Source organism: Nitratireductor arenosus (assembly GCF_009742725.1).
GTDB classification, from domain to species: Bacteria; Pseudomonadota; Alphaproteobacteria; order Rhizobiales; family Rhizobiaceae; genus Mangrovimarina; species Mangrovimarina arenosa.
On the sequence record NZ_WPHG01000003.1, the window covers coordinates 159,548 to 181,869 of the forward strand.

A 22,322-nucleotide genomic window follows, 5' to 3' on the forward strand; every position below is an offset into this window, starting at 1 on the left:
TTGGGCGAAACGATCCACGCGTCCAAACCACAATTAATTGTCGATCGCCGGCGTCTATGCCTTTTGCGCCAGCCGGGCGAGCAGCGCCGTTTTGGTGGCCTTGTCGACAAAGGCAGCCGTGATCGCGGTTCGGGTGATGGCGAGCAGCGCCTTGTCGTCGAGCCCGAAATGTTGGCGAGCGATCTTGTATTCGCGGCCGATCGAGGTGGCGAAATAAGGCGGATCGTCCGAGGACAAGGTGACCTTGCAGCCGGCCGCGCGCAATTGCGGGAACGGGTGGTTGTCGAAATCGTCGAAGACCTGCAGTGCAACATTCGAACCGGGACAACATTCCAGCACGATCCCCTCGGCCGCGATCCGGCGCACGAGGTCTGCGTTCTCGATCGCCCGCACGCCATGGCCGATCCTCGACGGCCTGAGATGGTCGAGCGCGTCCCTCACACTTTCCCAGCCGCTGAATTCGCCGGCATGCACGGTGATGCCGAGCCTCGCCTCGCGCGCGATCTCGAAGGCGCGCACATAATCTTCCGCCTGGCCGAAGCGTTCGTCGCCGCCCATGCCGAAACCGGTCACCAGCGGCTCGCTGCAGCGTGCGGCGAAGCGGGCTGCCGTCTCGACCGCCTCGACACCGAAATGGCGTACCCCGGTCACGATCATGCGTGATTCGATCCCCGTCTTGGCCTTGGCGCGACGCATCCCCTCGGCCAGCGCCGCCGTATAGGCCGCCGGCGACAGGCCGGCGCGTCTGGCGTGATCGGGTGAGGTGAAGAATTCCGAATAGATCGTGCCTTCGCGCGCCAGGCTGGACAGATAATGTTCGGCAAGCCGGGCGTAGTCCTCTTCGTCGCGAAAAAGGCTCGAGGCGGCGTCGTAGGCCGCCAGAAAGCTGGTGAAATCGTGCCAAACGAGTATGCCGTCGCGAATGAAGCCGGACGTGTCCGCGCCGTATTTCCGTGCCTGGCTCTCGACAAGATCCGGCGCGGCCGCGCCTTCGATGTGGCAGTGGATCTCGGCTTTCAGCACCATGGTTCCTCGGCATATCGGATTGATTCGGGCGCGGCGGTTCACCGCGCTTGCGACAATAGCGCCCTGCGGGATCATCGGCTATGGTCCGGCCGGTTTCTTTGGATCGGGATTGATGTCCGAAAAGCGAACGACCGCCGCGGGCGGCATGGAACACTCCTTCGGCTTTCGCGCTGTCGCGGCGGCGGACAAGCAGCCCATGGTCAACGAGGTGTTCGACAAGGTCGCGCGCCGTTACGACGTCATGAACGATTTCATGTCGGCGGGCCTGCACCGCGTCTGGAAGGACGCCATGGTCACCTGGCTCAATCCGCCGAAGCGGCCGGACTACCTTGTGCTCGACGTGGCCGGCGGCACGGGCGACATCGCCTTTCGCATCGTCGAGGCGTCGGGGCGCCAGGCCCACGCCACCGTGCTCGACATCAATGGCGAAATGCTCGCCGTCGGCACCGAGCGCGCCGCCAAGCGCGGCTATGGCGACAATGTCGATTTCGTCGAGGCCAACGCGCAGGAGCTGCCGTTTCCCGACGACAGCTTCGATGCCTATACGATCGCCTTCGGTATCCGCAACGTGCCGGTGATCGCGAAGGCCCTTTCGGAAGCCTTCCGGGTGCTCAAGCCGGGCGGTCGTTTTCTTTGCCTGGAGTTTTCCGACGTCGAAATGCCCCTGCTCGACCGCGCCTACGAATTCTGGTCGTTCGAGGCGATCCCGCGCATAGGCCGCGCGGTCGCGGGCGAGGCGGAGCCCTATCGCTATCTGGTCGAATCGATCCGCAAATTTCCCAACCAGCGCGACTTCGCCGCCATGATTGCGGCGGCCGGCTTCGACCGGGTCACCTTCCGCAACTATACTGGCGGCATCGCGGCGCTTCATTCCGGCTGGAAACTTTGAGGGCGCGCACGCAATGAGCACGGTCGGGGCCTATTTCCGGCTCGCGCGCGCGGGCTGGGTCATGGTGCGCGAAGGCGTATTCGCGGCCTTGCCGGGCGACCAGCTCGTCGGCCTGCCGAAATTTGGCTGGCGGCTGTCGCGGGTGCTTGCCCGTCGCCGCTCGACGGGGCGCGACCGGTCGGAAAACCTGTCCAAGGCGGCGGCACGGCTGGGGCCATCCTATGTCAAGCTCGGCCAGTTCCTGGCGACGCGCCCCGACGTGGTCGGCGCCGACGTCGCGCTCGACCTTGCCAGTCTCCAGGACCGCATGGAAACCTTCCCGCACGACCAGGCGGTGGCAACCGTCGAGGCGTCCCTCGGTCGACCCGTCGGCCAACTTTACGGGACGTTCGGCGATCCGGTCGCCGCCGCCTCGATCGCCCAGGTTCATCGTGCCACCAGCGCTGAAACCGGCGAGCCCGTCGCCGTCAAGGTCATCCGCCCCGGCGTGCGCCGGCGCTTCTTCCACGATCTGGAAAGCTATTTCGTCGCCGCGCGCCTGCAGGAGCGTTTCATTCCGGCTTCCAGGCGTCTGCGCCCGGTCGAGGTGACGCAAACGCTGGCCCAGACCACCAAGGTGGAGATGGACCTCAGGCTGGAGGCGGCCGCGCTGTCGGAGATCGCGGAAAACACCAAGAACGATCCCGGTTTTCGCGTGCCGACGGTCGACTGGGCGCGCACCGGCCGGGACGTGCTCACGCTCGAATGGATCGATGGCGTCAAGCTTTCCGATATCGAGGGTGTGCGCGCGGCCGGCCACGACCTGGAGGCGCTCTCCGTCTCGCTGATCCAGACCTTCCTGCGCCATACGCTGCGCGACGGTTTCTTCCACGCCGACATGCATCCGGGAAACCTGTTCGTGCAGGCCGACGGCACCATCGTGGCGGTCGATTTCGGCATCACTGGCCGGCTCGGCAAGAAGGAGCGTCGTTTCCTGGCCGAAATCCTCTACGGTTTCATCACGCGCGACTACCGTCGCGTGGCCGAGGTGCATTTCGAGGCCGGTTATGTGCCGGCCAGCCACGACGTCGCCGCCTTCGCCCAGGCGATCCGCGCGATCGGCGAGCCGATCCACGGCCAGCCCGCCGAGACGATCTCCATGGCCCGGCTTTTGACGCTGCTGTTCGAGGTCACCGAACTTTTCGACATGACCACGCGCACCGAGCTGGTGCTTTTGCAAAAAACCATGGTCGTGGTCGAGGGTGTGTCGCGCTCGCTCGATCCGGCCTTCAACATGTGGAAGGCGGCCGAACCGGTGGTGCGCGAATGGATCGCCTCGCATCTCGGACCCCAGGGCGTACTGTCGGATGCGCGCGACGGTGTGGCGGCCGTCCTGTCGCTTGCCCGCCAGGCGCCCGAACTGGCCGCGCGCACGGAAAAGCTGTCGCGCGAGATCGACAGCATGGCCGAGCACGGCCTGCGCTTCGACGACGCGACGGCCAAGGCGATCGGCAAGGCCGAGGCGCGCGCCGCCCGTTCCGGCCGCATCGCGCTGTGGGTAATCGCGGCGACGCTGGTGTGGATCGCCTGGGCGCTGGTTTGACGTCAGCTCGCTGCTGGCACTGCATGCGTTGCTAGCATTGCATGCGCCGGCTGATACACCTATTCTTCAGGTGGGAGCAGTGCCATGGCCACGCTGACGATCCGCAATCTTGATGATGACGTAAAACGCGAACTGCGCAAACGCGCGGCCGAGCGCGGCGTTTCTATGGAGCAGGAAGCGCGTGACAGGCTGGCAGCGAGCGTGGCTCGGGACCGTCAACAACGGCGCAGGAAGTCTGTTCTGGTGGAGCTGAGGAAACTGTCCTTCAAACCCGACCGTCGGATCGACTTCAAACGGCTGAGCGACGCGATGTGGGAAGAGAGTTGACAGATTTTGTTGCCGACACTTCCGCGCTGATTGCCATTCTTACCGCCGAGAGCGAAGCGGAGGCGTTCATGGCCGCGTTCGATTCGTGTGAAGCCTATGCGATCAGCGCCGCCACGCTGCACGAGGCGCACTGCGTGGCACGGCGAGCCGGGCTTGTTGATGGCAACGCTCGGCTGGACAGGTTCGTGGAGCTTACCCGCCCCAATGTGGAGCCGTTCGACGGCCGGCAACTCGACGTGGCTCGAGACGCCTATCTGCGATATGGCCGGGGCAGCGGCCACCGGGCTGGCCTGAATATGGGCGACTGTTTTTCCTATGCGCTTGCCAGAACGCATGGTCTTCCCTTGCTTTTCAAGGGGGATGATTTCGTCCATACCGACATTGAGCCGGCGCTGACGCCGCAATGAAAGGATAACGGTCGGGCCATGACCCTTTCCGGCACGCGCATCCTGTTGATCATTTCCGGCGGCATCGCCGCCTATAAATCGCTCGACCTGATCCGCCGCCTCCGCGAGCGCGGCGCGCATGTGCGCTGCGTGATGACCGAGGCCGCGCATCAGTTCGTCACGCCGCTTTCGGTCGGCGCGCTTACCGCCGATCACGTCTTCACCGATCTGTTCGACCGCCAGGCCGAGCACGATGTCGGCCATATCCGGCTGTCGCGCGAGGCCGACCTGATCGTGATCGCGCCGGCAAGCGCCGATCTCCTGGCCAGGATGGCGCACGGGCTGGCAAACGATCTGGCCACCGCCGTCCTGCTTGCCAGCGACAAGAAGGTGCTCGCCGCGCCGGCGATGAACCCGGCGATGTGGAACCATCCGGCCACGCGGCGCAATATCGAGACGCTGAGCGGCGACGGCGTTGCCTTTGTCGGCCCGGCCACCGGCGAGATGGCCGAAAGCGGCGAGGCCGGCCAGGGCCGCATGGCCGAACCGCTGGAGATCGTCGCCGCCGTCGAGGCGAGCCTCGGCGGCGGTTCGAAGCCGCTTGCCGGCAAGAAAATCGTCATGACTTCCGGCCCGACCCATGAGCCGATCGACCCGGTGCGCTATATCGCCAACCGCTCGTCCGGCAAGCAGGGCCACGCGATCGCCGCGGCGCTGGCGCGGCTGGGAGCCGACGTGCGCCTCGTCTCCGGTCCGGTGGCGATCCCCGACCCGGACGGGGTCGAGACGCTTCATGTCGAGAGCGCGCGCCAGATGCACGACGCCGTGCTTGCGCTCTTGCCGGCCGACGCCGGCATCTTCGTCGCCGCCGTCGCCGACTGGCGTACGCAGGACGCCGCGGGCGAAAAGATCAAGAAGGTTGCCGGCAAGGGGCCGCCGGCGCTGCAGATGGTTGAAAATCCCGATATTCTTGCGACTGTCGGCCATCACCGGCAGCGGCCGGGCCTGGTGATCGGCTTTGCCGCCGAAACCGCCGAGGTGGAGACCAACGCGGCCGCCAAGCTTGCCAGGAAGGGCGCCGACCTGATCGTCGCCAACGACGTGTCGCATGACAGCGGCATCGGACCGTCGGGCGTGATGGGCGGCGACCGCAACCGCGTACGCATCGTGTCGGACAACGGATCCGACGCCTGGTCTGAAATGACCAAGGACGAGGTCGCCGCGCGACTGGCCGCGCTGGTCGCCGAGCGGCTGGCGTGAACAGGGCGGGCGTCGACGGCGTGCTCGAAGCGCCCACGCTCGCGACGGAGCGGCTGGTGCTGCGCGCCCACCGGCCCGAGGATTTCGACGCTTACGCGGCAATGTGGGGCGATCCGGAAATGGCGCGCCATGTCGGCGGCAGGCCGTTCACGCGCGAAGAGGCCTGGGCGCGGATGCTGCGCCATCGTGGCCTGTGGGCGATACTCGGCTTCGGCTTCTGGGCGGTGATCGATCGTGTCGACGGCACGCTGATCGGCGAGGCCGGCGTGCAGGAACTCAACCGCGACATCGATCCGCCGATCACCGGCATGCTGGAGGCCGGCTGGGGCGTGATACCGCGCGTCCAGGGGCGGGGTCTCGCCCGCGAGGCGGCGCGCGCCGCACTCGGTTGGGCGGAGACGCGGTTTCCCGGCCGGCCGTTCGCCTGCCTGATCGATGCCGGTCACGTCCGCTCGATAAGGCTCGCCCGCGATCTCGGCTTCCGCGATTTCGCCAAGACGAGCTACGCCGGCGAGGCGGTGGTGGTGATGCGCCGCTGAATACGGCGCGGCCGGATCCGCCCGGCGATGAGTGCGGATGTTGAACACTATGTCACCGCCGCCGCCGCTGCGCGGCCCGGCCGGTATCGCCATATTGAGCGGGACCCCAACCACGGAGGCACAGAAAATGTCCATTCGTCCCGTGAAGCAGATCACCCGGGCCCAGCCGACCGTCGAGGGCGCCGGCGTCAGGCTCGACCGCGCCTTCGGCTTCGGCGATCCCGAGCTTGCCGATCCGTTCCTGCTGTTCGACGATTTCCGCAACGAGCGGCCGGAGGATTACCGGGCGGGTTTCCCCTGGCATCCGCATCGCGGCATCGAGACCATCACTTATGTTTTGGCCGGTTCGGTCGATCATGCCGATAGTCTCGGCAATGCCGGCTCGCTTGACGCCGGCGACGTGCAATGGATGACGGCCGGCAGCGGCATCCTGCACCAGGAAATGCCGCAAGGCGACCAGGCCGGGCGCATGCACGGGTTCCAGCTCTGGGCCAACCTGCCGTCGAGCCAGAAAATGACGCAGCCACGCTACCAGGACGTCAAGGCAGCCGAGATACCCGAGATCGTCGACGATGACGGCACCCGGGTGCGTGTCGTGGTCGGCGAGTTCTGGGGCAAGAGCGGGCCCGTCGACGGCATCGCGGCCGATCCACAATATCTCGACGTGTGGGTGCCGCCCGGCAAACGCAAGGTATTGCCCGTCGACACCTATCGCAGCGCCTTCGCCTATATCTTCGAGGGCTCCGGGACCTTCCGCGACGCGTCCAGGCCACTCGGGGTGCTTCTGGAAAAGGAGGTCGATGGCCGCGAGGTGCATCTGCGCGACATGAGCGGCGACCGCACGCTGGTCGTGTTCGACAGCGGTGACGAGGTGGTGGTGCAGGCAGGCGAAAACGGCATCCGCTTCCTGCTGGTTTCCGGCAAGCCGATCCGCGAGCCGGTCGCCTGGCACGGCCCGATCGTGATGAACACGCGCGCTGAACTGATGCAGGCATTTTCGGAGTTGAATGCCGGCACCTTCATCCGTGAGAGCGCAAAACCCTGATCGGAACGGTGAAGAGGTGGCGCAACACGCGCCACCTCATTGGGTTTCGAATATTTGGATGAGATTGCCGCACCTGTCTTCGAAAAGCGCGGTGGCCGGAAACCCTTCCATCTTGGTCGGTTCGCCGCGAAATCTCACGCCCTTGGCACTCAGCCGCTCATAGTCCGCCCGAATGTCGTCTGTAGCGAACGAGGCCGCGGGAATGTCGGCCTCGTAGAGCGCTTTTTGGTAGTGGCGCGCGAAATCGTAGCCGACCGGTTCCAGAAGCAGTTCCGTTCCTTCGTTCTCTCGGCTCGTTGCCACCGTCAGCCAGCGTGCCCCGCCGACCGCAAAGTCCTGTTTCTTTTCGAAACCCAAAGTGTCGGTATAGAATTTTTCGGCCTTGTCCTGATCGTCGACCAGCACGCTTGTCAGTGCGATTTTCAGCATTTTTGCTTCTATCGGTATGAAAATGAAGTGAAACAGTGAACGTGAGCGGCCAACGCGGACCCCGCCAAAGCGGAGCCGACGTCCGGCGGCCTAATTTCGTGATAAACGTTCCTTGTAGTCCGCCTCCAGTGCGGTGATGCGCGACCAGAACGGCGGCGTCGCCGTGCCCGCGAGAGCGGCCTCCAGGACGGCGAGATGGGCATGCCAGCCGCTGGAAACGTTGGCCATTGCGTCAAGATCGGCGAGCCGCGTGTGGGTCACCACCAGCAAGACCTCGTCTCCGTCCGGGAAGAGCTCGAACCGCACCACACTGTCCTCGCCGTCGCCAGGCCAGGTCATGGCAAGCACGCGCGGTGGATCGCATTCCAGAATGCGGGCCTCGGCGGCAACGCCGTTCTGGTTCATCTCGCAATAGCGTGCCGGCGGGGCCTCGTCGGTGAAATTGGCGTGGCGGAACACGAGCCGCGCCGCGCCGCCGGCACTGAGCTCCATGTCGCCGTCGGCGAGCCATTGCCGTCGCTTGTCGGCCTGCGTCAGATAGGCCCAGATTCGTTCGGCCGGGCCAGGCAGTCGGCGCTCCAGGCGTACCGTGTCGGCCGCCGTCGCGACGCCGTAGCTCTCATCAAACATCGCCATTCCTTTCTTGTTTGCGCGACGGGGTGGGGCAGGAGGACTTTTTGGCCGCGTTTTGCGCCGCCTTAGCGTCCTCGGCCCTGAGAAGGGTTTCGAGACTGTCGAGCCCGCGGGTCCAGTAGCGTTCATAGTGTTTGAGCCAGGCCTGCGCCTCGGCCAGCCGTGCCGCATCGAGCCGGCACAGATGCGTGCGCCCGCGCACCTCGCGCCGAACCAGGCCGGCGCGTTCCAGCACCTTCACATGCTTGGCTGCGCCGGCGAAGCTCATCGCATAGGGGGCGGCAAGATCGCCGACGCTGAGTTCGCCGTCGCAAAGCCGGGCCAGCATGCCGCGCCGCGTGCGATCCGACAGGGCATGAAAAACGATATCCAGCGCGTCGTGTTTTTCTTCAACCATTTGGTTTAATTATTGGGTGGTCGGATGATTGTCAACCGTTCAGTTTAATGATGGTACCGAAAAAAGGCCGGCGCGAGGGCCGGCCTTTTTGCCTTGCGGTTAGCGTGCGGCCTGTCAGGCAGTCGGCTGCTTGGTCTTGCGCAGATAGGGCAGTACGGTTTCGAAGGCGCCAAATTTTTCCTTTGCCGCGTCGTCGCCGACCGAGGTCGGGATGATGACGTCGTCGCCGACATTCCAGTTGGCCGGCGTGGCGATGGTGTGCTTGGCCGCCGTCTGCAACGCGTCCAGCGCGCGCAGCACCTCGGCGAAATTGCGGCCGACATTCATCGGATAGGTCATCGATAGTTTGAGCTGCTTGTCGGGACCGATAATGAATACCGAGCGCACGGTGGCGCTGTCATTGGGCGTGCGGCCGTCCGGCAGGTAGGCTTCCGCCGGCAGCATGTCGAAGGCCTTGGAGACCACGAGGCCGTCATCGGCGATGATCGGGAACTTGGCCTGCGCGCCGCCGACCTTCTCGATATCGCCCTTCCATTTCTTGTGGTCCTCCACACCGTCGACCGAGATGCCGATTACCTTGGTGCCGCGCTTGGTCCACTCGTCGTTAAGCTGCGCGACCGCGCCGAACTCTGTGGTGCAGACCGGCGTGAAGTCTTTCGGGTGTGAGAACAGGATCGCCCAACTGTCGCCGATCCAGTCATGCAGCTTGAACGTGCCTTGATCGGTTTCGACGGTGAGATTGGGAATTGTGTCGTTGATGCGCAAACCCATGGCGGTCTCCTTGCTGTTCGTCCGGATCGAGTGCCCGGATGATTATGTCGATTTGATTATAGCGGAATTCAAAGGCGTTTCGAGGAAATGGACCGCGCATTTCGTCGCGCCCTGGAATGAAAAGGTCCCGAACGGGGCAAAAACGGAATTCCTTTTCGGCTCACCGGGCGGCGCCCTGCCCAGGTCCGCGCGCGGCCGCTTCAATACGAAAAAATCTTCTGGTGACCCTCGAAGCCCTTGAACGGCATCTCGCCCGCGAGCCGGGACGGTTGGCACAGATGCTGGGCCGTCTCGGCCGAGGCCACGCGCCGGGCCGACAGCGCGTCAGCCGCCGACAGCAGCCGGGCCGCGTAGTTCACCGGCCGGCCGATTGCGGTGAAGTCAAGCCGGTTCGCGCCGCCTATGTTGCCGTAGTGGAACCGCCCGGCATGAATGGCCGAGCGGAAGCCGGCCGTCTTGCCCACCGTGCTGCCGGCAAGTTTTTCCTCGCTGTCCAGCACCGCCTCGCTTGCCGCCTTGACGGCGCGGGAAAGCTCTTCTTGCCCGCCATAGGGAAAGATCGCGAAAAAGCCGTCGCCGAGGAACTTCAGGATTTCGCCGCCGCGTTCCTCGACCGGTGGCACGATGATGTCGAAGACGTCGTTGAGCAAGGTCACGATCTGCGGCCCCGAATGACGGTTGGACAGCGCGGTGAAGCCGATCAAGTCGGTGAACAGGATCGCCGCCTCGATCTCTTCGCCGTCGCCGCGATGCACTTTTCCCGCCAGTACCTGCCCGCCGCTGTTGCGTCCGACATAGGCCGACAGGATCGAGGCTGCGTTCAGGCGCAGCAGATAGGCTTCGACCAGCCGTGTCAGCGGCCTGCGAACAGCCTCGACCGCCATCAGCATATCGTCGGAGAATCCGTCCGCGGCTTTGGTCGAAAAGGTCGCCGAATGGGTTTCGCCGGTCGTGAAGATCAGCGGATGGGCGATATAGTCGGTAAAGCCTTCCGACGCCAGTTCCCCGAGGATGATGAATTCGGTCAGCGAAGCGGGGTCGGTCAGCCGGCGGCGGAGTGGTTCCTGGGTGCGCGTCACTCTCGGCAGGGGATTGTTGACATATTCCTCCATGACGAACAGGCCGAGCCCGCCTTCGCGCAAATCGACGCCTGCCTGCGGCGTCCAGGTGAAACGCCGGCCGGCCACGTTGGGATGCAAGGTGTTGATGAACAGGGCGAACCGGTCAATCGGCACGCCGGCCGTCACTAGGTCCCGGCAGAAGCGGTCGATGATGATGCGCGCATCCGCGCTCGGCCGCGCGCCGTCGATCATCCATCTATTCAGATCGTCGATGATGGGGCGCTCGACCATGCAGCCATTCCCGAAACCAGCGCGCATCGCGCCGGGCAAGCATAAGGGATCGCGCCCGCTTTTGTCTGTGCAACAAATCGTGCGACCGGCCCGCCGTCGCGTACGCGGATCAGAGGTTCGGCTTCATCAGCCTTTGCAATCCGGGCTGGTTCGGCGAGACATCAGGATTGACCAGCCGGCACGGTTTGGCCGTGAAGACGCACGTCCAGTTGGGATGGTCCAGACTGCATCCGTTTTGGCTGACGGCGGCGTTTTGCAGCTTCGCCCAGCTTGCGCCATAGGCGGCTTGCGCCTGCTGCCCCCAGCCCTGTTTGGCAATCCGGCGGGCGAGCTTTTTCACCTTGTGCTGGCCGATATTGGTCATCGCCGGCTTGCATTGTTTCTGGTACTGCGCCGCGGCGTCGGCCGCGAGCGTCGCGGCGGCGAGGAAGGTAGCAGACAAGACGGCAAGTGCGGGGCGTTTGTGCGTCATGGTGGCTCCTTGCGTTGAAGCGGGGCACGGCAGGCTCCGGATGTCGTCCGAGAACCCCAACTCTGTCCACAGACCCTAGTCGACGCGCCGGGCTCCCAGGGGAACGGGCCGCGCTGGCTTAGTACCGGGCGCGTGCTCGCCCAGCGTGCCGGTAATGATACATGGTTGGGCCCTGAACTGGCAGGACCAACCACCCGCGATCTTGGTGCAGTCGTTCATCTGCACCTTCGCCTTGTGCACATCCGTCCAGGACGCGCCATGCGCGGCGGTGACTTGATCGACCCAGGCGTTCAGCGCGATCTGCCGGGCCTTGCTGACACCCTTGTGTTGGCCGAACGTGGTGATCGGCCCTTTGCACTGTTTCTGGGTGGCCGGGGCCGCCTCAGTGGGCCCGCTCGCGGTAATCATGGCCAGAATGGCGGCCAGGCCGGCGGCGGCATGCATGGGGTTCATGGGAACCTCCCGCATCGGGTTGCAATCGTTGGTCTGGCAACGATGGCCGGCAGCGGCTGAACCGGGTCTGAACGGCTCTACGCCGCGTCCCGGACCTGGTAATCCTTGACCGCGTCGAACCGGACCGCCTTCCAGCGTTCGGCCTCGTAATTGAGTCCGAATTCGTGCGGCGCGAGAAACACCGGGTCGCCGTCGAGGTCGCGGGCGATGTCGCCGCGATGCGTATCGATGAAGCGCTGCAATTCGTCCTTGTCGGCGGTGATCCACCGACAGACCGAGAACCGCGCCGTCTCGAAATCCACCGGCAGTGAATATTCCACCTCGAGCCTTACCTTCAAGACGTCGAGCTGCAGCGCGCCGACAACGCCGACGATCGCCGGCGAGCCGTCCTCGGGCAGGAACAACTGCACCACGCCTTCCTCGGCCATCTGCTGCAGGGCTTCCCGAAGCTTCTTGGCCTTCATCGGGTCGCCGAGCCGCACCCGGCGCAGGATTTCGGGCGCGAAGTTCGGTACGCCGCGGAAATAGAGCTCCTCGCCCTCCGTCAGCGTGTCGCCGATCCTCAGCGTGCCGTGATTGGGAATGCCGACCACGTCGCCGGCATAGGCCTCGTCGGCGGTGACGCGTGTCTTGGCGAAGAAGAATTGCGGTGCTGACAGGCTCATCGGCTTGCCGGTCCTGACCAGCTTGGCCTTCATGCCGCGTGTGAGCTTGCCTGAACAGACCCGCACGAAGGCGATGCGGTCGCGATGATTGGGATCCATATTGGCTTGGATCTTGAAGACGAAGGAGGTCATTTTCGGTTCGCTCGCCTCGACCCTGCGCGTATCGGCGTCCTGGGCGCGCGGTTGCGGGGCAAACGCGCCCAGTGCTTCGATCAGGTCGCGCACGCCGTAGTTCCTGAGCGCGGAGCCGAAATAGACCGGCGTCAGATGGCCCTCGCGGAAGGCCTGCAGGTCGAACGGCCGGCAGGCGCCGCGTGCGAGTTCCAGTTCCTCGATGAAATCGGCGCGCTCGTTTTCCGGCAGGAGGCCGGCGACGCGGTTGGAGTCCGGGCCGTTGACCGGAACGCGCTCGACCTCGTCGTCGCCGCGCCGAACCGCGTTCTCGGCGAGGTGGTAGGTGCCGGAAAAACTCTTGCCGCGGCCGATTGGCCAGGTCACCGGCGCGGTGTCGAGCGCGAGCTTGGCCTCGATCTCGTCGAGGATTTCGAACGGGTCGCGCGTTTCACGGTCCATCTTGTTGACGAAGGTGACGATCGGAATGTCGCGCAGCCGACACACTTCGAACAGTTTCAGCGTGCGCGGTTCGATGCCCTTGGCGGCGTCGATCACCATGACGGCCGAATCCACCGCCGTCAGCGTGCGGTAGGTGTCGTCGGCGAAATCCTCGTGGCCCGGCGTGTCGAGCAGGTTGAAGACATGCTCGCCATATTCGAACGTCATCACCGAGGTGACGACGGAGATTCCGCGCTCGCGCTCGATCTTCATCCAGTCGGAGCGTGTCTGGATCTTGTCCTTCTTCGCCTTGACCTCGCCGGCGAGTTGGATCGCGCCGCCAAACAAGAGCAGCTTTTCCGTCAGCGTGGTCTTGCCCGCGTCCGGGTGCGAAATAATCGCGAAGGTCCGGCGGCGCGCGACCGCCTTGTCGAGTGTCTCTGCCATTTCGAGGATGTCCGTTGAATGGCGGGCTTATAGCGGCGCGGACCGCGCGTGTCGAACGGGAATTGTTTGCGTGCGGCGGCGGGCCTTCAAAGGTTGCCTCGCGCTATTCGAACGCGCATGGCCAGTCGCGCGGCGTCATCAGCCCGTCCGGAAGCAAGGTTGCCGCGTCGCCGCAGGCGATGTCGATCTGCTCCTGTCGCAATCCGGTGGCGGCGCCGAGATCGACCCCTTCGAACCGTGTCAGGAACAGGAAGGCGCCGGCGAAATCGACCGGACCTTCCATCGTCGCGCCGCGAAAATCGGCCCGCGACAGGTTGGCGAGCGCGAAGCTGTTGTTTGCCAGTGCCGATCCGGAAAATTCGGCCCGGCCAAGCTCGGCCTTCTGGAAGTCGGCTCCCGCCAGCCTGGCATTGTTGAACCGGCTGCGCTGTAATTCGGCACTGGCGAAGGACGCGTTTTCGGCGGACAGCCCCGACAGGTCGCTGCGATAGGCCTCCACCTTGCCGAAATTCGCTTTCTCGGCGCTGGCACCGGCGAGCGAGGCGCGCAACAACGTCGCCTTTTCCAGGTTCGCGGAAACCAGCCGCGCGCCGCGCAGATCGGTTTCGCTGAAATCCGTGTCAACGAGTGCGGCGCCTTCCAGATCGGCGTCTTTCAGGATCAGATTGCTCTTGTTGCAGTCGCGCCAGTCAATGCCGGGTGCGGGCGCGCTCCTGCAGTCGGCCGCCTGGGCTGCGCCGGTTGCGAGCAGGAGCACGATAATGAAGCCGGCCAGTCGTGTCGGCCACGCGCCAGCACGGTTGAGGCGCTCTTTCGACCGGGTCGGCCGGTGGGCCCGCGTCCTGGAGGTCATGGATTTTGTTCGCGACAAGGTCAGGGCCTGCTCCCGCATCGGTGCTCCGGGCATCTTACTACAGCAAGCAGCGAAACCCGCAAAGCAAGTCGTTTGTCCGTCGGCAAACTCGTTGGGGAAGGCGGCTCATTGTTTGTGCACTGACGGTTGACAGGCTTACGGTTTGACAGTTGGATGTCAGTAGTGGGGATAGCAGTCATATCGGGAGGACGATGACTGAGGGGAGGACCCGGCTCGTCGTCGTGGGAGGCGGGACGGCCGGATGGATCGCGGCTTTGATGCTTCAGCGTCACGCCGCGAGCACGGAGATGGCACTCGACATCGTTGTCGTCGAATCGAGCCGTATTCCGACGATCGGCGTGGGAGAGGGCACAACCGCCGTCTTTCGTCAGGTGTTGATGGACCTCGACATCGACGAGACCGACTTCGTGCGCAGGACCGGCGCGACGATCAAATTCGGCATCCGACACAAGGACTGGCGCCGCAAGGGCCACTGCTACGACGGGCCGATTGACGATCCCAATCTTTTGGCATTGTCGCGGCAGTTCATGCCGGGCGAGCAGCAGTCGATGTTGCACATCTATGCGGTGTCGACCGGCTGCAACGTTGCCGATATTCATCTTTTCGGCCAGCTCATGCAGCGCCGGAAATCGCCCTTTGGTCTAGACGGTGACGAACTCGTCCCGGCCGGGCCGTTTCAACATGCCTTCCATTTCGATCAGGCCAAGGTCGGCGCCTATCTGCGCGAGATCACCACCGGCGTGGAACGGATCGATGCAGAGGTCGCCGGTCTGCGCCGCGATGCCGAGACCGGCAATATCGAGGCGCTGGTGATGAGCGACGGCACCGAGCTTGCCGGCGACTTTTTTGTCGACTGCACCGGTTTCAGGCGCAAGCTGATCGGCGAAGGCATGGGGGCGCGGTGGATATCCTACCGGGATCACCTGCCGGTCAACCGCGCCATGCCGTTCTGGCTCGATCATGACGAGACGGACGACATCGCGCCTTATACCTTGGCCTGGGCGCAAGAGGCCGGCTGGATGTGGGCGGTCCCCACCCAGGAGCGTATCGGCTGCGGTTACGTCTATTCCGACGAATTCACCACGCCCGACGCGGCCAAGGCCGAGATCGAGCGGGCGCTCGGCCGCGAAATCGAGCCGCGCGCCGATCTGCGCTTCGACAGCGGTCGCCTCGATCGCGCCTGGATCGGCAATTGCCTGGCGCTCGGCCTGTCGTCGAGCTTTCTGGAGCCGCTGGAGGCGACTTCGATCCATGGCACTGTCGTGCAGATGATGCTGTTCAACCGCTTCTTCCTCAAGGGGGCCTGCAATGCCGACGACACGATGCGGCAAAAATACAACGACGCCGTGTCACGCCAACTCGGTGATTTCCGCGACTTCATCAATCTGCATTATGTCGGCGAGCGCGACGAACCGTTCTGGCGGCATGCCCGGGGCGAATGCATGAACGAGGCCACCCGCGACATGCTTGCCTTCTGCGCCGAAAACATGCCGCGCCGCGCCGATTTCCAGCCTTTTCCGGGCGATTTGCCGCATATCAACGAGCAGCTTTTTTATCCGGTGCTCGACGGGCTCGGTCATCTGAAACGGGCTGTGGCCAAGACCGAGATGGCCGTCAATCCGAAAGTGCGTGCCCATGCTCGCAAGGCGATCGACGCCCATGTGCGCGATTACAAGAAGGCGGCCGGCACCTGCATCGGCCACCGGCGCTATCTCGAACTCGTGGCCGAAGGAGCCGTCAGCTTCCGCTGGCAGTAGCGCCGTCTTCTTGGCACGCCCGAGACCGGCCTGCTTCCGGCCCGTTCGCGCCTCTGCGGTGCGTGCGCTCGAACAGGTCGCGCACGATCCGGCTCGCCGTGGTTTGAAAGGCGAATGGCAGGAAGGCGTGGCCCAACGCGGCGAGCGCGGCCAGGGCCAGGCGCCCGGCAAACCACAATGCGAACGCCATATGGCCGAAATAGGTTTCGTCGACCGAGGCCGGGTGGTCGGTGAACAGTTTTGCGATGAGTGTCGACATATGGGATCTCCTGATGGTGTCGCCACCGGCGGCGACCGTCGAAATCTTGCGCATAGAATAATCTCTCGATTTGGCGAAAATTTCCCAAATTGTTCTTGAAAACCGTCATTCTGTGAGACAAAAGTCCCGCTATGACGCTTGAACTTGATGCGATTGACCGGAGAATTCTGGCTGAACTCCAGATCGACGCGACGTTGTCGGCCGAACAGCTCTCGCAGCGTGTCGGCCTGTCGCGCAATGCATGCTGGCGGCGGGTGCGCATGCTGGAGGAGAGCGGGGTCATTGCCGGGCGGGTCGCGCTGCTCGATCCGGAAAAGCTTGGCTATGGCCTGTCCGTCTTCATGCTGATCCGCACGTCGAGCCACGAGCCGCACTGGCTGGAAACGTTCCGCGGTGCGGTGACGTCGCTGCCCGAGATCACCGGTATCTACCGTATGTCGGGCGATCTCGACTATGTTTTGCGCGCGCGGGTTGCCGACATGAAGGCCTATGACAGGCTTTATCAGCGGCTGATCGCCAAGGTGCCGCTGTCGGACTGCTCGGCGTCCTTCGTCATGGAGGAGATCCGCGAGACCACCGCGCTGCCCGTTCAGCAGCGTTGAGTTGCAGCGTATGGATGCACGGCGGCACTTGCGTGCCTGTCGCCGTGCGCGCACACTTTGCCGGCCCAGACACCGGTGATGCATGTCCGTCAGTGCCAAGGCCGTTTCGGTCTCCATCCTCGTCGTCGCCGAAATGGCCGGGATGAGCCTCTGGTTCGTTTCCGCCGCTGTCCTGCCCGACATGGCGCGTGAAGGCGCGATTTCCGAAACACGCCAAGCCCTTCTCTCGAGCGGCGTTCAGGCCGGCTTCGTGCTCGGCGCCCTCGCCATCGCGATTTCGGGTCTCGCCGACCGGCTCGATCCGCGCCGGGTTTTCGCGGCCTGCGCGCTCGCCGCAGCCCTTGCCAATCTTGCCCTTCTTGTCTTGCCCCCCGGCGGCAACGGCATGATCGCCGCGCGCGTTGTCACCGGCGCGCTGCTGGCCGGCGTGTACCCGGTCGGCATGAAGATCGCCGTCGGCTGGGGCCTGCGTGACAGGGGCCTGCTCGTCGGCTTGCTGGTTGGCGCGCTTACCGTCGGCAAGGCGATGCCCTATCTCGCCGCCTATCTCGGCGGTACCGCCTGGCGGCCGACGATCGTCCTGATTTCGGCGTTCGCCGCCGCGGGCGGACTTCTGGTGCTGGCGGCCGGTCTCGGTCCGCACCACGCCCGCGCGGCACGTTTCGACCCCGGCGCCATCCGTCTCGCCTGGATACATCCGCGCATCCGGCGGGCCTATCTGGGTTATTTCGGCCATATGTGGGAGCTGTTTTCGATGTGGGCCTGGGTCGGCGCCGCGCTGACCGTCTCCTACGCCGTATCGATGGACACGCTCGCCGCCGAGAGCCTGGCCAAGCTGAGCACCTTCGTGGCGATCGCGCTCGGAGCTTTGTTCTGCGTGCCGGCCGGCTGGTATGCCGACCGGGTCGGCAAGGCCGAAATCACCATCATCGCCATGGCCGTCAGCGGGGCGGCCGCGCTGTTGACAGCGATCACCTTTGGCGGCCCGCCCTGGCTCAGCTTCGCGCTGGTCGCTCTTTGGGGCATCGCCGTGATCCCCGATTCGGCGCAGTTTTCGGCCATTGTCGCCGACAATGCGCCGCCCGAACTCGTCGGCAGCCTGATGACCTTCCAGACCGCGCTCGGCTTCACCCTGACGATCGCCACCGTCCAGCTCACGCCGCTGGCGGCCGAGGCGTTCGGCTGGCCGGCGGTGCTGGCCGGGCTTGCCCTTGGACCCGCGGTCGGGATCGTGGCGATGCTGCCGCTGCGCCGGCGCGGCAGGGGCGACATTTCGTGATCCGGCTTTTTGCCGCATCGGCCCGCTCCAGGCCTGCGCGGCCGTTGACCCCGCGCGCCATGTCCGGCAAAGGAGCGCCATGACCACCGCTCTTGGCATCATCCCTCTGCCGCACGCCGCCGGCCTCGACCGTCCCGCCTATGCCAGTGCCGGCGCCGCCGGGCTGGATCTGCGCGCGGCCGTTCCCGAGGACCGCCAGGTCATCATCCTGCCGGGGCGGCGCGCCCTGGTGCCGACCGGCTTTATCTTCGAGATTCCCGACGGCTATGAGGGGCAGGTGCGGCCGCGCTCGGGCCTGGCGCTGAAGAACGGCATCACCTGCCTGAATACGCCCGGCACGATTGACAGCGACTATCGCGGTGAGGTGCAGGTTCTGCTCGTCAATCTCGGTGAGGAGGATTTCGCGGTCACGCGCGGCCTTCGCATTGCCCAACTGGTGCTGGCGCGGGTTTCGCGCCTGCCGCTCGAGGAGCGTGAGCAGGCCGCAAAGACCGTGCGCGGCGCCGGCGGCTTCGGTTCCACCGGGACGAGGTGATGACGCCGCCCCGGCTCGTGCTGTTCGATTGCGACGGGGTGCTGGTCGACACCGAAACCATCGCCAACCGCCGTCTGGTCGAATTGTTCAACGAGGCGGGTTTCGCCACCGATTACGACTATTGCCGGCGCCATTTTTCCGGCCGCTCGCTGACATCGGTTCAAGAAGAGATCGAGGCGTCCGGCGTCAGCCTCGGCGCCGATTTCGTCGACCGCTGGAACGAGGGCCTGCCGGCGCTGTTTGCCGGCCGGGTCGAGCCTATCCCGCATGTCAGGCAGGCGGTCGAGGCGGTTCGCGACGCGGGCATTGCCTATTGCGTGGCGACGTCGGCGCGGATTTCCAAGATGCATATCACGCTCGGCGCGACCGGGCTTATGCCGCTGTTCGAGCACGCCCTGTTTTCGGCCACGATGGTCGCGCGCGGCAAGCCCGCCCCCGACCTGTTCCTGCATGCGGCCAAGACGATGGGACATCCGCCCGAGGCCGCGATCGTCGTGGAGGATTCGGTGCCCGGCACCCGGGCCGGCAAGGCGGCCGGCATGACGGTGCTTTCATATGCCGGCGATCCGATGGCCGATCGCGACGGGCTGGCGGAAGCCGGGGGCATTCTGTTCGACGACATGCGCGACCTGCCTGCTCTGATTGGCCTCTGAGCGGCGAGGCCGGGTGGACGCTGGTGCCCGCCCGGGCTTGTCAGCAGGCCGGGCCTGGACCAAACGTGTCGCCTTTGCAGCCGGCGGACGTCGGCGTAGCATCCCGCGTGCCACGTCTCACCGGAGGAAACGCGATGGACAAGGGCAGAATTTTCCGCGCGCTGCACGAGGCGCCCGCGCCATTCATCATCCCCAACCCCTGGGATGTCGGCACGGCCCGGTTTCTCGCCTCGCTGGGCTTTACCGCGCTCGCCACCACCAGCGCAGGCTATGCGTTCTCGCGCGGACGGCCGGATGGTGCGATCCCGTTCGACGACATGATCGGTCATTGTCGCGAGATCGTCGCGTCGAGCGACCTGCCTGTTTCCGCCGATCTCGAGCACGGCAAGGGCGACAGTCCCGACAGCGCGGCCGAAACCATCTTCGCCGCCGCTGCCGCGGGGCTCGCCGGCTGCTCGATCGAGGATTCGACCGGCGATCCCGACCGGCCGATCTACGAGTTTTCGCTCGCCGTCGAGCGTGTCGCAGCGGCCGTCGAGGCGGCGCGCTCGCTCGGCCACGATTTCGTCTTTACCGCCCGGGCGGAGAATTTCTTGTGGGGCATCCGCGATCTCGACGACACGATCAGGCGGCTCCAGGCGTTTGAAAAAGCCGGTGCCGACGTGCTTTATGCGCCGGCTCTGGCTGATATCGAAACGGTCCGCGCGGTGTGCGCGGCGGTGTCGCGGCCGGTCAATGTTCTCGCCACGCCGGACCTGTCGGTTGCCGAACTCGCCGAAGTGGGCGTGAAGCGCATTTCGCTCGGCTCCAAACTCACCATCGCCGCCTTCGGCGCGGTCGAGGCCGCCGCGCGCGAAATGCTGGACGAAGGCCGTTTCGAATTCTCCCGCCGCGGGCCATCATTCGCGACGCTGCAGAAGCTGTTTTCCGCCGGCTGATCACGCGCCGTCGCCTGGCGGGCGAACGCGGCGCGTCTCCGGCAGCGGGAGCCGGCATCCGTGTTGCCCGTCTGCCGCCTGTCCGGTTGCGGCCGGTCAGAGCCTGCGCAGCACCAGCACGGTCTCGCCGGCCGGGTTCTTCAGCGTCATCCGCGAGCCGCGCAACGTCACCCGGCTTGCCGCGCCAAGCGCCTGCGTGAAGGAGCGCTCGACATTCATCGCCGCCCGGTCCGGGCACATCATCTTGGTCTGCATCGGGGCGCTCGAGCGCCAGGCGCCGCCGTGCTGGACGATCGTTGCAGTGATCGTGTTGCAGCCGGCCCTGGCACGCAGGGCACCGCCGGCGCCGATGTCGACGCGGGTTGCCTGCGACAGGGCCGGGTCGAGCCTCACCAGATGGCCGGTCTGCGCAGTCGCCACCTGCTCGATGCGCCAGGCGCCGCGCACCGCCTCCGAGACGCCCGCGCGGGCTTGTTCGCCCTGCGGCTCAACCGCGCGCGCCGGCACGATGTCGAAGATCTCCCAGCCGCGCGGCTTGCCCGTCGATACCGCGGCAAGCCGCCAGCCCGGGCCGACGCCCGCGCGTACCAGCTTGCCGTTCTGCACCGATTTAAGCGCGTGCGCGCTTCCGCCGAGCGCCAGCAGATGAAAACGTTCCCATCCGCGTGCATGCGGGCTGCCGGTTGCCAGAAACGTGCCGCCGCCTACGCCGGCGCGTATATAGGAATTGTCGGCCACGACGCGAAACGCCACCGTCCGGCCGTCGAGGCGCTGCATGTCGAGCCTCAAGGCCCGGCTGGCACTGTTTGCGGACGCGGCAAGCAGCCCATTGGCGACGGTAACGTATTTGCCGCTTTGTTTGGAGCGCAGCAGCACTTCCTCGGCACTGGCGGCCTGGCCGCCGAAGGCAAGAAACGCCGCGGCAATCGCGACAAGGCCGGTCAATTTCGTCAACATAAAGATCCCCCTGGATTGGCAATCGCTGCATGATGATGCACGGATACTGACGTTGTTGATCTGAACGTCTATTGAAGCCGGCGTTCAGCCACGGTTCACGATCCGGCTGGCCGGCGGCTTTATGCAATGGAGTTTTAATGACCGAACCGCTGAGGGTTGTCGATATGCATACGGGCGGCGAGCCGGTGCGCATCGTCACCGCTGGATACCCGCCTTTGCCTGCCGGCACGATCCTGCACAAGCGCGCCTATGTGCGCGACAATCTCGATCATCTGCGCCGGATCCTGATGTTCGAGCCGCGCGGCCATATCGACATGTACGGTGCGCTGCTGGTCGAACCGGACCTGCCGGGCGCGGACCTCGCCGTGCTTTTCATGCACAATGAGGGATATTCGACCATGTGCGGCCATGCCGTCATCGCGCTGGGACGTTATGCCGTCGACCAAGGGCTGGTGCCGGCCGACGGACCCGTCGCCACCGTCAACATTGAATGTCCATGCGGCATGGTCGAGGCCACGGTTGAGATCGTCGACGGCCGGGCGGGCGCGGTATCCTTCCGAAGCGTGCCGTCCTTTGCCTTTGCCGCCGGCCGTTCGGTCGACCTGCCCGGATTCGGCCCGGTCGGCTTCGACATCGCCTATGGCGGTGCCTTCTACGCCCTGGCGGAGGCGGACCGGTTCGGTCTCGCATTCGGCCGCGATCCCGTGCGTGCCTTCGTCGATGCCGCGAGCGCGCTGACGGCAGCGGTCAAGCGCGCGCATCCGCTCGCCCATCCCGACCACGACGATCTCGCCTTTCTCTACGGGTCGATCCTGACCGATGGCGGCGACGGGGCGGGCGCTGCGACGAAAAATATCTGCGTTTTCGCCGATGCCCAGGTCGACCGCTCGCCGACCGGCTCGGGCGTTACCGCGCGGATGGCGGCGATGCATGCCGCCGGCGCAGTTGGTCTCGGCGAGCCCCGGTCGTTCGAAAGCATCACCGGTGCTGTTTTTACCGCCTGCGTCGAGCGGCAGGTCGACATCGGCGCCCGCCGCGGCGTCGAGGTCCGGGTCTCTGGTCGTGCCTATTATTGCGGCCGCGCCGAGTTCTCCGTCGAGCCGGACGATCCGCTCGGCGGTGGTTTTTTGGTGCGCTGAGCCGGCGGCAGCCAGCGGCCGGGCGACGGCGCTGGCCCATAGAAAAATCCGCCGTTCGCCGCGGCAAGTGTGATATCGGCTCGCGCAGCACAACGGAGCCGACC

26 protein-coding genes are annotated in these 22,322 nt (G+C 65.3%); 14 read left to right on the plus strand and 12 right to left on the minus strand.

Annotated elements, in window-relative coordinates:
- Positions 1 to 54 precede the first annotated feature (54 nt).
- Positions 55 to 1,026: an adenosine deaminase gene (locus GN330_RS12745; RefSeq protein WP_156713086.1), complete on the minus strand. Its 972-nt coding sequence runs from the start codon at positions 1,024 to 1,026 to the stop codon at positions 55 to 57.
- 112 nt (positions 1,027 to 1,138) lie between these two features.
- Between GN330_RS12745 and ubiE the strand changes: the two genes are divergently transcribed.
- The 7 genes from ubiE (at position 1,139) to GN330_RS12780 (ending at position 7,054) form a co-directional block, all read left to right on the plus strand.
- Positions 1,139 to 1,915 (plus strand): bifunctional demethylmenaquinone methyltransferase/2-methoxy-6-polyprenyl-1,4-benzoquinol methylase UbiE, encoded by a 777-nt coding sequence (gene ubiE / locus GN330_RS12750; RefSeq protein WP_156713087.1) that lies wholly within the window; start codon positions 1,139 to 1,141, stop codon positions 1,913 to 1,915.
- Positions 1,916 to 1,928: 13 nt separating this feature from the next.
- Positions 1,929 to 3,497, plus strand: coding sequence for a 2-polyprenylphenol 6-hydroxylase (gene ubiB, locus GN330_RS12755; RefSeq protein WP_156713088.1), 1,569 nt, complete (start codon positions 1,929 to 1,931; stop codon positions 3,495 to 3,497).
- Between the two features lie 84 nt (positions 3,498 to 3,581).
- Positions 3,582 to 3,824 carry a FitA-like ribbon-helix-helix domain-containing protein gene (locus tag GN330_RS12760; RefSeq protein ID WP_156713089.1) on the plus strand — a complete coding sequence of 81 codons (243 nt, stop codon included), beginning with the start codon at positions 3,582 to 3,584 and terminating at the stop codon, positions 3,822 to 3,824.
- Entirely contained in the window at positions 3,809 to 4,231 is a 423-nt protein-coding gene (locus GN330_RS12765; RefSeq protein ID WP_343040635.1) for a type II toxin-antitoxin system VapC family toxin, read from the plus strand. The genes GN330_RS12760 and GN330_RS12765 overlap by 16 nt, the downstream gene beginning before the upstream one ends.
- An 18-nt stretch (positions 4,232 to 4,249) precedes the next feature.
- Positions 4,250 to 5,470 carry a bifunctional phosphopantothenoylcysteine decarboxylase/phosphopantothenate--cysteine ligase CoaBC gene (coaBC, locus tag GN330_RS12770; protein WP_156713090.1) on the plus strand — a complete coding sequence of 407 codons (1,221 nt, stop codon included), beginning with the start codon at positions 4,250 to 4,252 and terminating at the stop codon, positions 5,468 to 5,470.
- Entirely contained in the window at positions 5,467 to 6,009 is a 543-nt protein-coding gene (locus tag GN330_RS12775) for a GNAT family N-acetyltransferase (protein WP_343040636.1), read from the plus strand. Before coaBC ends, GN330_RS12775 begins: the two co-directional genes overlap by 4 nt.
- Before the next feature lie 127 nt (positions 6,010 to 6,136).
- Positions 6,137 to 7,054: a pirin family protein gene (locus GN330_RS12780; RefSeq protein WP_156713091.1), complete on the plus strand. Its 918-nt coding sequence runs from the start codon at positions 6,137 to 6,139 to the stop codon at positions 7,052 to 7,054.
- Between the two features lie 36 nt (positions 7,055 to 7,090).
- On the opposite strand, the gene GN330_RS12785 is transcribed toward GN330_RS12780, so the two are convergent.
- From GN330_RS12785 to GN330_RS12825, 9 genes are all read right to left on the minus strand, one after another.
- On the minus strand, positions 7,091 to 7,483 hold the full coding sequence (locus GN330_RS12785; protein ID WP_246188673.1) for a VOC family protein: 393 nt from the start codon (positions 7,481 to 7,483) through the stop codon (positions 7,091 to 7,093).
- 90 nt (positions 7,484 to 7,573) lie between these two features.
- Positions 7,574 to 8,113, minus strand: a complete 540-nt coding sequence (locus GN330_RS12790) for an SRPBCC family protein (RefSeq protein WP_246188674.1) — start codon at positions 8,111 to 8,113, stop codon at positions 7,574 to 7,576.
- Positions 8,106 to 8,513, minus strand: coding sequence for an ArsR/SmtB family transcription factor (locus GN330_RS12795; RefSeq protein ID WP_156713093.1), 408 nt, complete (start codon positions 8,511 to 8,513; stop codon positions 8,106 to 8,108). Before GN330_RS12795 ends, GN330_RS12790 begins: the two co-directional genes overlap by 8 nt.
- Before the next feature lie 114 nt (positions 8,514 to 8,627).
- Complete coding sequence (locus tag GN330_RS12800; protein ID WP_156713094.1) at positions 8,628 to 9,284, minus strand: peroxiredoxin; 657 nt, start codon at positions 9,282 to 9,284, stop codon at positions 8,628 to 8,630.
- A gap of 200 nt (positions 9,285 to 9,484) precedes the next feature.
- The gene (locus GN330_RS12805) at positions 9,485 to 10,636 is read right to left on the minus strand and encodes an adenylate/guanylate cyclase domain-containing protein (protein ID WP_197435152.1); all 1,152 of its coding nucleotides are present in this window, start codon (positions 10,634 to 10,636) and stop codon (positions 9,485 to 9,487) included.
- A gap of 109 nt (positions 10,637 to 10,745) precedes the next feature.
- Complete coding sequence (locus GN330_RS12810; RefSeq protein WP_156713096.1) at positions 10,746 to 11,108, minus strand: hypothetical protein; 363 nt, start codon at positions 11,106 to 11,108, stop codon at positions 10,746 to 10,748.
- Between the two features lie 75 nt (positions 11,109 to 11,183).
- A complete protein-coding gene (locus GN330_RS12815; RefSeq protein ID WP_156713097.1) occupies positions 11,184 to 11,561 on the minus strand; it encodes a hypothetical protein in 378 nt (125 codons plus the stop codon).
- 77 nt (positions 11,562 to 11,638) lie between these two features.
- Complete coding sequence (locus tag GN330_RS12820) at positions 11,639 to 13,225, minus strand: peptide chain release factor 3 (RefSeq protein WP_156713098.1); 1,587 nt, start codon at positions 13,223 to 13,225, stop codon at positions 11,639 to 11,641.
- 103 nt (positions 13,226 to 13,328) lie between these two features.
- A complete protein-coding gene (locus tag GN330_RS12825; RefSeq protein ID WP_156713099.1) occupies positions 13,329 to 14,078 on the minus strand; it encodes a pentapeptide repeat-containing protein in 750 nt (249 codons plus the stop codon).
- 212 nt (positions 14,079 to 14,290) lie between these two features.
- On the opposite strand from GN330_RS12825, the gene GN330_RS12830 reads away from it, so the two are divergent.
- Entirely contained in the window at positions 14,291 to 15,856 is a 1,566-nt protein-coding gene (locus GN330_RS12830; RefSeq protein ID WP_156713100.1) for a tryptophan halogenase family protein, read from the plus strand.
- Here the strand turns inward: GN330_RS12830 and GN330_RS12835 are convergent.
- Entirely contained in the window at positions 15,837 to 16,115 is a 279-nt protein-coding gene (locus GN330_RS12835; protein WP_246188676.1) for a DUF6356 family protein, read from the minus strand. The genes GN330_RS12830 and GN330_RS12835 overlap by 20 nt on opposite strands.
- Positions 16,116 to 16,246: 131 nt before the next feature.
- Between GN330_RS12835 and GN330_RS12840 the strand changes: the two genes are divergently transcribed.
- From GN330_RS12840 to GN330_RS12860, 5 genes are all read left to right on the plus strand, one after another.
- Positions 16,247 to 16,717 carry an Lrp/AsnC family transcriptional regulator gene (locus tag GN330_RS12840; RefSeq protein ID WP_156713101.1) on the plus strand — a complete coding sequence of 157 codons (471 nt, stop codon included), beginning with the start codon at positions 16,247 to 16,249 and terminating at the stop codon, positions 16,715 to 16,717.
- A gap of 82 nt (positions 16,718 to 16,799) precedes the next feature.
- Positions 16,800 to 17,996: an MFS transporter gene (locus tag GN330_RS12845; protein WP_156713102.1), complete on the plus strand. Its 1,197-nt coding sequence runs from the start codon at positions 16,800 to 16,802 to the stop codon at positions 17,994 to 17,996.
- 79 nt (positions 17,997 to 18,075) lie between these two features.
- The gene (gene dut, locus GN330_RS12850) at positions 18,076 to 18,531 is read left to right on the plus strand and encodes a dUTP diphosphatase (RefSeq protein ID WP_156713103.1); all 456 of its coding nucleotides are present in this window, start codon (positions 18,076 to 18,078) and stop codon (positions 18,529 to 18,531) included.
- Positions 18,531 to 19,184 carry an HAD family hydrolase gene (locus GN330_RS12855; RefSeq protein WP_156713104.1) on the plus strand — a complete coding sequence of 218 codons (654 nt, stop codon included), beginning with the start codon at positions 18,531 to 18,533 and terminating at the stop codon, positions 19,182 to 19,184. The genes dut and GN330_RS12855 overlap by 1 nt, the downstream gene beginning before the upstream one ends.
- 134 nt (positions 19,185 to 19,318) lie before the next feature.
- Positions 19,319 to 20,122: an isocitrate lyase/PEP mutase family protein gene (locus tag GN330_RS12860; protein WP_156713105.1), complete on the plus strand. Its 804-nt coding sequence runs from the start codon at positions 19,319 to 19,321 to the stop codon at positions 20,120 to 20,122.
- A 96-nt stretch (positions 20,123 to 20,218) separates the two neighbouring features.
- Here GN330_RS12860 and GN330_RS12865 read toward each other — a convergent pair whose 3' ends face one another.
- Positions 20,219 to 21,079, minus strand: a complete 861-nt coding sequence (locus GN330_RS12865) for an META domain-containing protein (RefSeq protein WP_156713106.1) — start codon at positions 21,077 to 21,079, stop codon at positions 20,219 to 20,221.
- Positions 21,080 to 21,216: 137 nt separating this feature from the next.
- Between GN330_RS12865 and GN330_RS12870 the strand changes: the two genes are divergently transcribed.
- Positions 21,217 to 22,218 carry a proline racemase family protein gene (locus GN330_RS12870; RefSeq protein WP_156713107.1) on the plus strand — a complete coding sequence of 334 codons (1,002 nt, stop codon included), beginning with the start codon at positions 21,217 to 21,219 and terminating at the stop codon, positions 22,216 to 22,218.
- Positions 22,219 to 22,322 lie beyond the last annotated feature (104 nt).